This is a genomic window from Halorubrum sp. PV6, from assembly GCF_003990725.2.
Lineage (GTDB): Archaea > Halobacteriota > Halobacteria > Halobacteriales > Haloferacaceae > Halorubrum.
In genome coordinates this window covers 2,461,548-2,474,139 of record NZ_CP030064.1, presented here as the reverse complement: position 1 = coordinate 2,474,139, position 12,592 = coordinate 2,461,548, and the positions used below count along the sequence as shown (strand labels likewise).

Annotated in this window: 20 protein-coding genes; 16 read left to right on the top strand and 4 right to left on the bottom strand. The window is 66.8% G+C overall.

Annotation, left to right across the window (positions count from 1 at the left end; translation table 11 throughout):
* The first annotated feature begins 1 nt into the window (after position 1).
* From DOS48_RS26385 to secY, 16 genes are read left to right on the top strand one after another with little or no spacing between them, the layout of a single operon-like run.
* On the top strand, positions 2-460 hold the full coding sequence (locus DOS48_RS26385; RefSeq protein WP_127118564.1) for a ribonuclease P protein component 1: 459 nt from the start codon (positions 2-4) through the stop codon (positions 458-460).
* Positions 451-795, top strand: coding sequence for a 30S ribosomal protein S17 (locus DOS48_RS26380; RefSeq protein ID WP_127118563.1), 345 nt, complete (start codon positions 451-453; stop codon positions 793-795). The genes DOS48_RS26385 and DOS48_RS26380 overlap by 10 nt, the downstream gene beginning before the upstream one ends.
* Positions 795-1,193 carry a 50S ribosomal protein L14 gene (locus DOS48_RS26375; RefSeq protein WP_094521931.1) on the top strand — a complete coding sequence of 133 codons (399 nt, stop codon included), beginning with the start codon at positions 795-797 and terminating at the stop codon, positions 1,191-1,193. The genes DOS48_RS26380 and DOS48_RS26375 overlap by 1 nt, the downstream gene beginning before the upstream one ends.
* 2 nt (positions 1,194-1,195) lie before the next feature.
* On the top strand, positions 1,196-1,552 hold the full coding sequence (rplX, locus tag DOS48_RS26370; protein ID WP_127118562.1) for a 50S ribosomal protein L24: 357 nt from the start codon (positions 1,196-1,198) through the stop codon (positions 1,550-1,552).
* Positions 1,549-2,268 carry a 30S ribosomal protein S4e gene (locus DOS48_RS26365; protein WP_127118561.1) on the top strand — a complete coding sequence of 240 codons (720 nt, stop codon included), beginning with the start codon at positions 1,549-1,551 and terminating at the stop codon, positions 2,266-2,268. The genes rplX and DOS48_RS26365 overlap by 4 nt, the downstream gene beginning before the upstream one ends.
* Positions 2,261-2,785, top strand: a complete 525-nt coding sequence (locus DOS48_RS26360; RefSeq protein WP_127118560.1) for a 50S ribosomal protein L5 — start codon at positions 2,261-2,263, stop codon at positions 2,783-2,785. Before DOS48_RS26365 ends, DOS48_RS26360 begins: the two co-directional genes overlap by 8 nt.
* Positions 2,782-2,955: a 30S ribosomal protein S14 gene (locus tag DOS48_RS26355; RefSeq protein ID WP_127118559.1), complete on the top strand. Its 174-nt coding sequence runs from the start codon at positions 2,782-2,784 to the stop codon at positions 2,953-2,955. Before DOS48_RS26360 ends, DOS48_RS26355 begins: the two co-directional genes overlap by 4 nt.
* Positions 2,956-2,957: 2 nt before the next feature.
* Positions 2,958-3,350: a 30S ribosomal protein S8 gene (locus tag DOS48_RS26350; protein WP_004597419.1), complete on the top strand. Its 393-nt coding sequence runs from the start codon at positions 2,958-2,960 to the stop codon at positions 3,348-3,350.
* Positions 3,351-3,352: 2 nt separating this feature from the next.
* Positions 3,353-3,886: a 50S ribosomal protein L6 gene (locus DOS48_RS26345; RefSeq protein ID WP_050025364.1), complete on the top strand. Its 534-nt coding sequence runs from the start codon at positions 3,353-3,355 to the stop codon at positions 3,884-3,886.
* A 3-nt stretch (positions 3,887-3,889) separates the two neighbouring features.
* Positions 3,890-4,600, top strand: coding sequence for a 50S ribosomal protein L32e (locus tag DOS48_RS26340; RefSeq protein ID WP_127118558.1), 711 nt, complete (start codon positions 3,890-3,892; stop codon positions 4,598-4,600).
* On the top strand, positions 4,593-5,054 hold the full coding sequence (locus DOS48_RS26335; protein ID WP_127118557.1) for a 50S ribosomal protein L19e: 462 nt from the start codon (positions 4,593-4,595) through the stop codon (positions 5,052-5,054). Before DOS48_RS26340 ends, DOS48_RS26335 begins: the two co-directional genes overlap by 8 nt.
* Complete coding sequence (locus DOS48_RS26330) at positions 5,054-5,611, top strand: 50S ribosomal protein L18 (RefSeq protein ID WP_127118556.1); 558 nt, start codon at positions 5,054-5,056, stop codon at positions 5,609-5,611. The genes DOS48_RS26335 and DOS48_RS26330 overlap by 1 nt, the downstream gene beginning before the upstream one ends.
* A complete protein-coding gene (locus DOS48_RS26325; RefSeq protein WP_127118555.1) occupies positions 5,604-6,251 on the top strand; it encodes a 30S ribosomal protein S5 in 648 nt (215 codons plus the stop codon). Before DOS48_RS26330 ends, DOS48_RS26325 begins: the two co-directional genes overlap by 8 nt.
* Positions 6,251-6,715 carry a 50S ribosomal protein L30 gene (locus DOS48_RS26320; RefSeq protein WP_127118554.1) on the top strand — a complete coding sequence of 155 codons (465 nt, stop codon included), beginning with the start codon at positions 6,251-6,253 and terminating at the stop codon, positions 6,713-6,715. Before DOS48_RS26325 ends, DOS48_RS26320 begins: the two co-directional genes overlap by 1 nt.
* Complete coding sequence (locus DOS48_RS26315; protein WP_127118553.1) at positions 6,712-7,209, top strand: uL15m family ribosomal protein; 498 nt, start codon at positions 6,712-6,714, stop codon at positions 7,207-7,209. Before DOS48_RS26320 ends, DOS48_RS26315 begins: the two co-directional genes overlap by 4 nt.
* A 3-nt stretch (positions 7,210-7,212) precedes the next feature.
* Positions 7,213-8,691 carry a preprotein translocase subunit SecY gene (secY, locus tag DOS48_RS26310; RefSeq protein ID WP_127118552.1) on the top strand — a complete coding sequence of 493 codons (1,479 nt, stop codon included), beginning with the start codon at positions 7,213-7,215 and terminating at the stop codon, positions 8,689-8,691.
* A gap of 74 nt (positions 8,692-8,765) precedes the next feature.
* Here secY and DOS48_RS26305 read toward each other — a convergent pair whose 3' ends face one another.
* From DOS48_RS26305 to DOS48_RS26290, 4 genes are all read right to left on the bottom strand, one after another.
* Positions 8,766-10,109 carry a M20 family metallopeptidase gene (locus DOS48_RS26305; RefSeq protein ID WP_127118551.1) on the bottom strand — a complete coding sequence of 448 codons (1,344 nt, stop codon included), beginning with the start codon at positions 10,107-10,109 and terminating at the stop codon, positions 8,766-8,768.
* 85 nt (positions 10,110-10,194) lie between these two features.
* Positions 10,195-10,629, bottom strand: a complete 435-nt coding sequence (locus tag DOS48_RS26300) for a YeeE/YedE family protein (protein WP_127118910.1) — start codon at positions 10,627-10,629, stop codon at positions 10,195-10,197.
* Positions 10,630-10,646: 17 nt separating this feature from the next.
* Positions 10,647-11,171, bottom strand: coding sequence for a YeeE/YedE family protein (locus tag DOS48_RS26295; RefSeq protein ID WP_127118550.1), 525 nt, complete (start codon positions 11,169-11,171; stop codon positions 10,647-10,649).
* Between the two features lie 69 nt (positions 11,172-11,240).
* The gene (locus DOS48_RS26290) at positions 11,241-12,443 is read right to left on the bottom strand and encodes an MBL fold metallo-hydrolase (RefSeq protein ID WP_127118549.1); all 1,203 of its coding nucleotides are present in this window, start codon (positions 12,441-12,443) and stop codon (positions 11,241-11,243) included.
* Positions 12,444-12,592 lie beyond the last annotated feature (149 nt).

The following is a 12,592-nucleotide window of genomic DNA, read 5'->3' as shown; positions in this document are numbered from 1 at the left end:
GATGATCTCCCCCGACACACTCTCCCGGCACGAACTCGTCGGCCTCCCGGTTCGGGTGGCCGACGCCGCCAGCGACGCCCACGTGGGTATCGCCGGGCGCGTGCTGTCGGAGACGTTCGGGACCCTCGTGGTCCGAACCCCGTCGGGGGACAAACGCGTGCCCAAAGCGGGCGCGATGTTCGAGTTCGCGGTCGTCGATCGACCGACCACACGCACAGATGAAGCCGCCGGCGACGACCAGTCGTCGGGGTCTGCGTCCCAACTCGGGTCGGATACTACGGGGGTTCGCCCCCGTCAGTCTGGCCCGTCCGGATCCACAACCGTCGTCGCCGGTGACGACGCGGGTCCGGCGAGCCAACGCGGCGAGTGCAAAGACGTGGTCTACGCGACGGTGGATGGCGAGCGGTTACGGCATCGACCCGCCGAACGCACCGAACGAGGTGTCACACAATGGCGATAGGAATCGACGTACCCACGCCTCCGGAGCCAGACAACCCGGAGGATTACGACTACGAGAAGTGCCCCTTTTACGGGCAGCTCTCCGTCCGCGGCCAGACCCGTGAGGGAACGGTCGTGTCGACGGATATGGAAAAGACCGTCATCGTCGAGCGAGAATACGACGTGTTCGTACCGAAATACGATCGGTACATGAAGCGTCGGTCGCGCATCCCGGCTCACGTGCCGGGCGTGCTCGACTCGCTCGAAGTCGGTGACGAAGTAAAAATCGCGGAAACGCGACCGCTCTCGAAGACGAAGTCCCACGTCGTCGTCGAGAACCTGTCGGGTGATCTGTGATGGAGGCGCTCAAGGCCGACGTCACGCAAGGGCTCTCGAAGGGCTCGCTCATCACGTGCGCCGACAACACCGGCGCCCGTGAGCTGAAGGTTATCTCCGTGGCCGGCTACTCCGGCACGAAGAACCGTCACCCCAAGGCAGGTATCGGCGACAAGGTGACCGTCTCGGTCACCAAAGGGACCCCGGAGATGCGGCGGCAGGTGCTGGAGGCGGTCGTCGTCCGCCAGCGCAAGCCGATCCGCCGTCCGAGCGGGACCCGAGTAAAGTTCGAGGACAACGCGGCCGTCATCATCGACGACCTCGAGGAGCCGCGGGGCACGGAGATCAAAGGCCCCGTCGCTCGCGAGGTCGCCGAACGATTCGGGAGCATCGCCTCGACCGCGACGATGATCGTCTAACCATGACGAAACAGCCACGCAAACAGCGAAAACGGTCGGAGACCGCGCCGCTCCACGAGCGGCAGAGCCAGGTTCGAGCCACCCTCACGGACGACCTCCGTGCGGAGTACGGGCAGCGGAACGTCCGCGTCAACGCCGGCGACACCGTCGAGGTGCTTCGCGGCGACGCGGCCGGGACGGAGGCAGACGTTGTCGCCGTCGACCTGTCCGCGGAACGGATCACCGTCGAGGGCGTTACCGTCGAGAAGGCGGACGGAGAAGAGGTTCCCCGTCCGCTTCCGGCGAGCAACGTCCGGGTGACCGAACTGGACCTGGAAGACGAGCGCCGGGAGGCGCGGCTCCAGGAGGATAACGAATGACGCGACATCAGAAGCGACTGGCAGTACCGAACTCCTGGCCGGTCGAGCGGAAGACGAACACGTTCACCGTCAAGGCCGGCGCCGGCCCCCACGGTGAGGCGGGCGTTCCGCTCGTCGTCCTGCTGCGGGACGTGCTCGGCTACGTCGACTCGACCAAGGAGGCGCGCTACGCGCTGAACAACGACTCGATTCTCGTCAACGGTGACGCGGTTTCGGACGAGCAGCGTCCGATCGGGATGTTCGACATCCTGGCGTTCCCGGAGCGAGAGGAGTCCTTCCGCGTCTTCCCCGACGAGGGCGGTCGGCTCGCGCTGACCCCCGTCGACGAGGAGGCCGCCGGGAGCCGGCTCGGGAAGATCACGAACAAGTCCGTCGTCCCCGGTGGCGACGTGCAGCTGACGCTCCACGACGGGACGAACGTCCTCGTGGACGCGGACACCGAGTACGACACGAAAGACTCGATCGTCGTCGACAACGAGTCGAAGGAGATCGTCGCCCACTTCGAGTACGAAGAGGGCGCGCTCGTCACCGCCGTCGCCGGCCAGCACGCCGGCCGCATCGGCGAAGTGGCGGACATCGACGTGACGCTCGGTTCCGGCTCGAACACGGTCTTCGTCGGCGACGACGAGGACGGGTACGAGACGGTCGAGGAGTACCTCGTCGTCATCGACGAGAACTTCACCGGCGACGACGAGACGGGTGATTCGGATGAGTGAATCCGAAGCCGCCGCTCACGAGATGCGCGAGCCGTACCTCGAGAAGGTCGTCGTCCACATGGGCGTCGGACAGGGCGGTGAGCCGCTCGCGGACGCAGAAGAGATCATCGAGGAGATCACGGGCCAGCAGTCGGTCCGAACGACCTCGAAGCGCACCATCGCCGAGTTCGGGATCCGCAAGGGCGACCCGATCGGCGTCAAGGTGACGCTGCGCAGCGAGGACGCACACGAGTTCCTCGCGACCGCGCTCGACGTCGCTGACGTCTCGCGGAACCAGTTCGACGACACGGGGAACCTGAGCTTCGGAGTCGAAGACCACACCGACTTCCCGAGCCAGGAGTACGACCCGAACATCGGTATCTACGGCCTCGACGTGACGACGACCATCGTCCGTCCCGGCTACCGCGTGTCGAAGCGGGACAAGGCGACCGCCTCCATCCCGCAGAAACACCGGATGACCGCCGAGGACGCGGCTGCGTTCCTCGAAACGAACTTCGACGTTGAGGTAACGGAATGAGCGAAGCGAACAACGACACGGGCGAACACGCGTCGAACCGCACCGACTCCCGGCACACGTGCCGGCGGTGCGACCGCGAGCAGGGGCTCGTCGGCAAGTACGACATCAACCTCTGCCGGCAGTGTTTCCGCGAGGTCGCCCGAGACATGGGATTCGAGAAGTACAGCTGATCATGACGGGAAACGATCCATTCACCAACGCGCTGGCCGGCATGGACAACGCCGAGAGCGTTGGCCACCTGTCGTACACGGTTGAGCCCGCCTCCAACATCATCGGCTCCGTCCTCGAGGTCCTCTACGACCGCGGGTACGTCGACGGCTTCGAGTACGTCGACGACGGGAAAGCCGGGAAGTTCGAGGTCGAACTAAAAGGAGCGATCAACGAGTGTGGCGCCGTCAAGCCCCGCTACTCCGCGGGTGCAGACGAGTTCGAGAAGTGGGAGAAGCGATACCTCCCCGCCCGTGACTACGGGACGCTCATCGTCACGACGAGCCACGGCGTCATGAGCCACTACGAGGCCCGCGAAGCGGGCATCGGCGGCCAAGTGATCGCATACGTCTACTAACAATGAACAGAGTCGAAATCGAGATTCCGGACGACGTCTCCGCCGAGACCGACCACCTCGAACTCACCGTCGAGGGTCCCAACGGAAGCGTCACGCGACGCCTCTGGTACCCCGACGTCGAGGTCACGGTCGAAGACGGTGTCGTCGCGATCGCTTCCGAGAACGAGGACGCGAAGACGAACGCCACGGTTGGCACCTTCGAGAGCCACGTCGCCAACATGATCCACGGCGTCACCGACGGATGGGAGTACACGATGGAAGTGTACTACGCCCACTTCCCGATGCAGGTGACCGTGGAGGGCGACGAGGTCGTCATCGAGAACTTCCTCGGCGAGCGAGCACAGCGACGCACCCCGATCCGCGGGGACACGGACGTACAGATCGACGGCGAGACGGTCACGCTCACGGGCTCCGACAAGGAGGCCGTTGGGCAGACCGCCGCCGACATCGAACAGCTGACGAAGGTGACCGACAAGGACACGCGCGTCTTCCAAGACGGCGTGTACATCGTCGAGAAGCCCACCGGAGGTGCCTAACCAATGGCAGACGAACTGGAAGATATCAGCGGTGTCGGTCCCTCGAAGGCAGACGCCCTTCGCGAGGCCGGCTACGAGACGGTCGAAGACGTGAAGGCCGCCTCCCAGTCGGAGCTCTCCGAGGTCGACGGCGTCGGTAACGCGCTCGCAGCGCGAATCAAGGCCGACGTCGGCGGGCTGGAGGTCGACGAGGAGGCGGACGCGGAGATCGAAGACGAGACGGACGAGGAGGAAGAGGCCGACGAGGCCGACGCCGACGAGGACGTCGAGACGGAGCTTCGCCCCCGCGGTCACGCCGATAAGACGCCGGAACTGGACGACGATACCGCTCGCGCGCTCGCACAGAAGCACCGCGAGGGGAAACCGCAGTTCAACCGGCAGGACTACCACAAGAAAAAGCGCATCCCGACGTCGTGGCGCAAGCCGCGCGGCGGGCTCTCCAAGCAGCGCCGTCGGATGAAAGCGAAAGGTCCCGTCGTCGAGGCGGGCTTCCGCTCCCCGAAGGCGTCCCGCGACCTGCACCCGAGCGGCTTCGAGGAGGTCCGTGTGCACAACACGGACGACCTCGAGGGCGTTGACGGCGACAAACAGGCGGTTCGGATCGCCTCGAAGGTCGGCGGGCGCAAGCGCGAACTGATCGAAGACGAGGCGGAAGAGCGCGAGATTCGCGTGCTGAACCCGACCTACGTCGAAGTGGAGGTCGACGATGAGTGATCTGAAGGCACAGAAACGGCTCGCAGCGGACGAGCTCGACGTCGGCAAGGGCCGCGTCTGGCTCGACCCCGAGGCACAGGAGGAGATCGAGGACGCCATCACGCGCGAAGACGTCCGCGAACTCATCGACCAGGGCACGATCCAAGCGAAGGACGCGAAGACGAACTCCCGCGGTCGAGCCCGCGAGCGCGCCGAGAAGCGCTCGTACGGTCACCAGTCGGGCGCCGGTACCCGGAAGGGTAAGTCCGGTGCGCGGCAGAACACGAAAGACGACTGGAAGGCACGGATCCGCGCGCAGCGCGCCCGACTGAAGGCGCTCCGCGACGAGGAGGACGTGCTCGACGCCAGCGAATACCGCACGCTCTACAACAAGGCGAGCGGTGGCGAGTTCGAGGACGTCGCGCGACTGGAGGCGTACATCCAGACGCAGTACGGCTACGAGGTGACGGACTAATGGCGACAGGACCACGATACAAGGTGCCGATGCGGCGCCGCCGCGAGGTCCGGACGGATTACCACCAGAGGTTGCGCCTGTTGAAATCGGGCAAGCCTCGCCTGGTCGCTCGGGTGAGCAACGCTCACGTCAGGGCGCAGCTGGTAACTCCCGGATCCGAAGGCGACGAGACCCACGCGGCCGCCTCCAGCGAGGAGCTCGGCGAGTACGGCTGGGAGGCCCCTACGGGGAACCTTCCGAGCGCGTACCTCACCGGGTACCTCGCGGGCGCCCGCGCCGTCGACGCCGGCCTCGACGAGGCCGTCCTCGACATCGGGCTCAACACGGCGACGCCCGGCAACAAGACGTTCGCAGTACAGGAAGGAGCGATCGACGCCGGCCTCGAAATCCCGCACAACGACGACGTGCTGGCCGACTGGTCGCGTACGCGAGGCGAGCACATCGCCGCGTACGACGAGCAGCTCGACGAGCCGCTGTACGGCGGGGCGTTCGACGCCGTCGACTTACCCGAGCACTTCGACGACGTGCTCGCGACAATCCAGGAGGACCATGAGTAGACACAACGACGGCTGGGAACCGCGGACGCGACTCGGCCGCAAGGTGCAGAACGGCGACATCTCGTCGATGGAACAGGCACTCGACTCCGGCCTCCCGCTGAAGGAGGCGGAGATCGTCGACCAGCTCCTTCCGGGGCTCGAAGACGAAGTGCTGGACATCAACATGGTCCAGCGCATGACTGACTCCGGGCGCCGCGTGAAGTTCCGCTGTGTCGTCGCCGTGGGCAACCGCGACGGCTACCTCGGCTACGCGCAGGCCCGAGATGATCAGGTCGGCGGTGCCATCCAGAAGGCCATCGACGTCGCGAAGCTGAACATCATCGAGGTCGACCGCGGCTCCGGGTCCTGGGAGGACCAGCCCGGCGGCACGAACTCTCTCACCCGCAAGGCTGAGGGGAAGGCCGGCTCGGTCACCGTCGAGATTCAGCCCGCCCCGCAGGGGCTCGGGCTGGCGGCGGCAGAGACGGTCCGGAACATCTTGGAACTCGCCGGCGTCGAGGACGCCTGGACGAACTCCGACGGTAACACGCGGACGACGGTCAACCTCGCGAAGGCGACGTTCAACGCGCTGCAGAACGCGGCGCAGGCTCGCACGCCGCAGCACGCCCGCGAAGTCCACTACGACGAGGTGAGCGAGTGATGCAAGCGATCGTGCAACTCCGCGGCGATGTGAACCTCGAGTACGGCGTCGAAGACACGCTCGACATGCTGAACGTCGGGCGCGTCAACCACGCGACGTTCGTTCCCGAGACGGACTCGTACCGCGGCATGATCACCAAGGTGAACGACGTCGTCGCGTTCGGAGAGCCGAGCGTCGACGCTGTCGTGAACACCATCGCGCGACGCGGCGAGCCCCTCGAGGGCTCCGCCGACATCGACGACGCGTGGATCGCCGACAACACCGACTACGCCGACTTGGCGGCGCTGGCGGAGGCGCTCGTCGCCGAGGAGACGACCCTGCGCGAAGAGGGTCTCTCGCCGACGCTCCGCCTTCACGCCCCCCGCGGCGGTCACGAGGGCATCAAACACCCCGTGATCGAGGGCGGCGAACTCGGCAAACACAGCACGGAGGCCATCGACGGCCTCCTGGAGGCGATGCGATGACGGGGAAGAAACGCAGACAGCGCGGCTCCCGAACGCACGGCGGCGGCACGCACAAGAACCGGCGCGGCGCCGGTCACCGCGGCGGCCGCGGTGCGGCCGGTCGCGCGAAACACGAGTTCCACAACTACGGTCCGCTCGGCAAGTACGGGTTCAAACGCCCCGAAAGCGCGCAGACCGAGGTCCTCGAAGTGACCGTCCAGAAACTCGACGAGGACGCGGCGCTGTACGCCGCGGACGACCTCGCCGAGGAAGACGGCGACGCGTACGTCATCGACGCGCGCGACGTCGTCGAGGACGGCTACGAAGCCGACGTCGTGAAGGTGCTCGGCGGCGGGCAGGTTCGTCGCGAACTGCACGTCACCGCCGACGCGTTCACTGCCGGCGCGGTCGAACTCATCGAAGAGGCCGGCGGCGAGGCAGCGCTCTCGGAGCGCGCCGAGGAAGCCGCTGACGAACCGGAAAACACTTCAGACGACGAGGACGACGAGGCGTAACCAATGAGTTGGAAGGAGGTCGCCGAACCGGTACTCACGCGGATGCCCGTCGTGGAGCGGCCCGCGGGTCACGTTCCGTTTAAACGGAAGCTCACGTGGACGGCCGGTATCCTGGTCGTCTACTTCTTCCTGACGAACATCAACCCGTTCGGGTTGGCGGTCGGCCAGGGCTCCGACTTCTTCGGGCAGTTCCGGTCGGTGCTTGCCGGCTCGTCCGGATCGCTGCTGCAGGTCGGTATCGGACCGATCGTCACGGCGTCGATCGTCTTGCAGCTTCTCGGCGGCGCGAACCTGCTGGGGCTCGATACCGACGACCCGCGCGACCAGGTCCTCTATCAGGGCCTCCAGAAGCTTCTGGTGGTCATCGTCACCGCCCTGACGGCGGCCCCGATGGTGTTCACCGGTTCCTTCCTGCCCGCGAGTCCGGCCGTCGGACAGAGCCTCGGCATCGGGACGTTCGGCGTACAGACGCTGATATTCGTGCAGATCTTCATCGGCGGCGTCCTCCTCCTGTTCATGGACGAGATCGTGAGCAAGTGGGGCGTCGGCTCCGGCGTCGGGCTGTTCATCATCGCGTCGGTGAGCCAGCAGATCGTCGGCGGGTTCTTCAGCTTCTCGGCGCTCGGCGCGTCCGGGTTCTTCGCCAACTGGTACGGCATCATCGTCGGGAGCGTCCCGGTGTCGCTGTCGCCGTTCACGGCGGAGGGGCTCCAGAACCTGCTCTTCGACCCCGGTAACATCCTCGCGCTCTTCACCACGCTGTTCATCTTCGGGATCGTCGTGTACGCGGAGTCGGTCCGCGTCGAGATTCCGCTGTCACACGCACGGGTGAAAGGCGCTCGCGGGCGCTTCCCGGTGAAGCTCATCTACGCCTCCGTCCTGCCGATGATCCTCGTCCGGGCGCTGCAGGCGAACATCCAGTTCGTCGGGCAGCTCCTCTCCTCGCAGTGGGCGGGGATGCCGGGATGGCTCGGGACGTACAGCGACCAAGGACAGCCCATCTCCGGGCTGTTCTACTACTTGAACCCCATCCAGCGTCGTGAAGACTGGATGTGGTTCCTCGGCGAGATACCCGCGTCGGTCGATCCGTGGATGATCGCGGTTCGGCTCGGCATCGACCTGACGTTCATGGTCGTCGGCGGGGCCATCTTCGCCATCTTCTGGGTCGAGACCACCGGGATGGGCCCGGAGGCGACGGCGAAACAGATCCAGAACTCCGGGATGCAGATCCCCGGCTTCCGTCGCAACCCGCAGGTCGTCGAGAAGGTCATGGAGCGGTACATCCCGCAAGTGACCGTCATCGGCGGGGCCCTCGTCGGGCTCCTCGCCGTCATGGCGAACCTGCTCGGCACCATCGGTAACGTCTCCGGAACCGGGCTGCTGCTTGCGGTCTCTATCACGTACAAGCTGTACGAGGAGATCGCCGAAGAGCAGCTAATGGAGATGCATCCGATGATGCGCCAGATGTTCGGCAACGAGTAGGGTACGCTACACCCTCTCGGCGCTCCTCACCCTTTTATAAAACACGCCGACTTCCCAGCAGCGCGTCCGTTCCCTTATAAAAATGACTCCCACACCGCGGGGAGCCGAGCGTACACCGCCGCGTTCCGCGCCAGCGCCTCCACGGCCGTGTACTCGTCGACAGCGTGGGCGGTGTCGGTCCCGATCCCGAACTCGACGGTCGGCACGCCGGCGTGGCGAAACGTCTTCGCGTCGCCGCCGCCGGTCGCACTCCGCCGATAGATCCGGTCGCCGACGACGCCTTCGGCCGTCTTCGTGACGGCCTCAACCAGCGGGCTCTCGACCGGCTCGTGGCTCCCGACCGACCAGCTCACGTCGGCGATCGCGATCGCGGGGAACTCAGCGAGACACTCGCGGATGTCGGCGAGCACGTCCGCGGTGTCGACGCCGGCGGTGAGCCGGATGTCGAGGCGGGCGGTCGCCGAGTCGGGCACCGTGTTCACCGCGTCGCCGCCTTCGATCGTCCCGAGGTTCACGGTGGGGTGTTCGAAGAGGTCGCGGGCGGCGTCCGCACCGAGGGTCGGCTCGTAGAACGCGACGGACTCCTCGACGATCGGTCGCAGCGCCGTGTCGAGGGTGATGTCGCGGGCGGCGATCCGCGACCGCACTAGCGACGCCGCCTCCCACAGTCGGTCGATGGCGTTGTCGCCGCGCGACGGGCGCGACCCGTGCGCCGCGGTGCCGGTGGCGCGAAGCGTCAGCCAGATGCTCCCGCGGTCGGCCACGGTGACGGAGTAGCGGTCGCCCGCGGAGGTCGTCTCGCCGATGACGCATCCGTCGGGGGCGAGAGTGCCGAGCGCGTCGCGCTCGACGACGGTGTCGACGCCGGCGTCGCCGCCGGTCTCCTCGTCGCTCACGACCGCGAACGCGAGCGACACCGGCGGGTCGCGGTCGGCAGCGGCGAGCGCCTCCCCGGCCGCGAGCATCGCGGCGAGCGGGCCCTTCATGTCGGTCGCGCCCCGGCCGTAGAGGCGCTCGCCGTCGCGCTCGCCGAACGGGTCGTACGTCCACGCCTGGGCGTCCACGGGCACGGTGTCCACGTGGCCGTTGTACAGGAGCGTGCGGTCGGACTCACCCGGTAGCGTCGCGATCAGGTTCGGTTTCGCGGGGTCGGTCGTGACACGTTCGGTGGCGAAGCCGGCCGTCGAGAGCAGGTCCTCCGTGTACGCTATCGCCTCGCGCACGTCGCCCGGCGGATTCTGCGTGTCGATCGCGAGCAGCGAGGTCGCGATATCGACGACGCGTGACGTCGACACCGTCGGCCCGTCGCCGGCGACAACACGTCTCTCTCCGTCCGGCTCGGGCGACTGCTCGCTCGGGTCGTCGATTTCGTCGCTCGGGTCGTCCGCTCTCGGTGTGTCTGTCCTGTCGTGTGTCATAAGATGGGTCGGATTCGCTCGTCGATGGGTCGTATCGAAAACAGCCGGCGACGCGAGGCGAACCGCTGTCCGCCCGGCGTCCGTCTCAGTCGTCGCTCGGGGCCACCGTCGGCTCGTCGACGCTGCGGCTCCGCCACGCGCCCTGCGCGTACGCGCCGATGAACATCCCGCCGATCGCAAAGAGGATCGGCCAGTTGCCCACGCCGAGGCTGGCGTAGGCGGCGCCGGGACAGATGCCCGAGAGCCCCCAGCCGACGCCGAAGATGCTCCCGCCGATCAACACGTTGCGGTCGAACGACTTCAGCCGGCGGCCGTACGGCCGCCCGGTGAGGGGCGCGCTCCCGCGCAGTTTCGGGACGGTCCAGAACGCGAGGCCGGCGACGATCGACCCGCCGAACATCACGAACAGGAGCCCGAAGTCGTCGAAGGTCAGGAAGTCGATGACGACCTCCGGGCGTGCCATGTGGCTGAAGCCGAGGCCGAAGCCGAAGACGAGCCCCCCGGCGAGCACCAGCGGCATGAACAGGGGATGTCGGCTCACAGCCCCACCCCCAGCGCGGCGACCGCGTTCGCGGTGATGATGGCGACGACGAGGAACGTCGCCACGCCGACCAGCGAGGTTCGGGACACCGAGCCGACGCCGCAGATCCCGTGTCCGGAGGTACACCCCTTCCCGACCCGAGTCCCGATGCCGACGAAGATGCCGCCGACGAACAGCCGCCAGATGGACACGTCAGTGGTCCATCCGCTGCCGGCTATCGACCACGGGTCGCCCTGGTAGATTATCGCGTAGATCGCCGCACCACCGATGATCCCGAGGGTGAACACGACGCGCCAGTCACGAGACGGGCGGTACTGCGCGAACCGGGACTTCCCCGAGACGTACGAGAGCGTCGATTCGAGGAACGTGCTCGCACCGGCCGTGATCCCCGTCCCGAGGTAGATCATCACCGTCCCGAGCCCCACCAGGAGGCCGCCGATGGCGTATCGCGAGACCCCGTTCGGGAACAGCGCCTCGACGGTCTGGCTCCCCAGCAGGTCGGCGAAGACGGCGTCTATCACCGCCGCTCACCTCCCGGTCGGGCGCGCCCGGCAGTCCGAGGCCGCTCGTGGCGTGTCTTCACGATCGGATCAGTCGTCGCTCGTGAGCGCATCCTGGCTCGCGGCGCAGTTGTTCGGTCCGAGTTCGAGCGTGAACGCCTCGCTGTCGTCGACGACGTTCTGCCCGAGGTTCGTCGCGATGATGTCCTCGTAGTTGGCCGGCCGCGGGGGCATGTCCGCGAGGACGATGTCGACGAACTCGTCTTCGTCCGCGGAGAGCGCGTCCATCCGCTCGCGCAATTCGCCGACCGGTGCGGTGTAGGTGCCGTCTGCCGCCGGCTCCGCGGCGTCGCTGAAGTGCGCGCCGCCGACGAGCACGTCGTCGTCGAACGCGAGGACGCGGTTCTGTAGCGAGTCGTACAGCATGCGGGCCGCCTCGGGGGCGCCGTCGTCGCCCTCTTCGAGGTCGGGACGCGCGACGCTCTCGATGAAGAGCCCGTCGCCCGTCGCCAGCAGGCTGTCGCCGAGCAGGTAGGAGGTCATTCCGGTCGTGTGGCCGGGCGTGAACACCGTCTCGACGGTCGCGTCGCCCACGGCGAACTCGTCGCCGTCCTCGACCAGCGTGACCGCGTCGGTGTAGGTGACGCCGCGGTCGGCGGCGGCGGACGGGAGCATCGCTTCGACGCCCTCGTCGGCGAGCTCGCGGAGTCCGGAGATGTGGTCGGCGTGGACGTGGGTGTCGAAGGCGTACTTCAGGTCGACGCCCAGCTCCTCGGCGTCCGCGAGGTAGCGGTCGGTGAACGCGCGCAGGGGGTCGACGACCGCGGCCTCGTCGTCGTCATACAGGAGGTACCCGAGGCAGCCGCTGGAGGGGCGCTGGTACTGCACGAGCGTTCCCGGCCCGTCGTAGTCGGTCACCTCGTGGGCCTCGTAGATCGACGCCCAGCCGTTCATCCCGTCTTCGAGGTGGTCGACGTCGTAGCCGCGGTCGGCGAGCGCACCGGCGACGTACTCGCTGGCGCCACCCTTCGCACAGAGGACGGTGACGTGTTCGTCGTCGGGAACGCGGTCGAGGAGTGCCTCGTCGATCTCCTCGTCGAGGAAGTTGAAGTAGGGGACGTTGATCGACTCGACGTTCGGTCCGTCGATCTTCCACTCGTCGTAGTCGCTCGACATCCGCGAGTCGAGCAGCGTCACCGACTCCCCGGCGTCGATGCGGCTCTTGAGCGTTTCCGGGGCGATCGAGTCAACGTCCGAGTCCGGCGTCGGAAAGTCCATCTCGTCTGGGTCCATGTACAGTACCACGTAACGGGAGGAGCAACTTAAGGGTTTGTATAGTAATTCACTATACACACAATATCAATATCTCGCAGTAGATGGTAGAGTCTTTGTGCGCTCGCATGAGTGATAGGTGGGTGAGTGAATAGTTCAGTCTTTCAAGT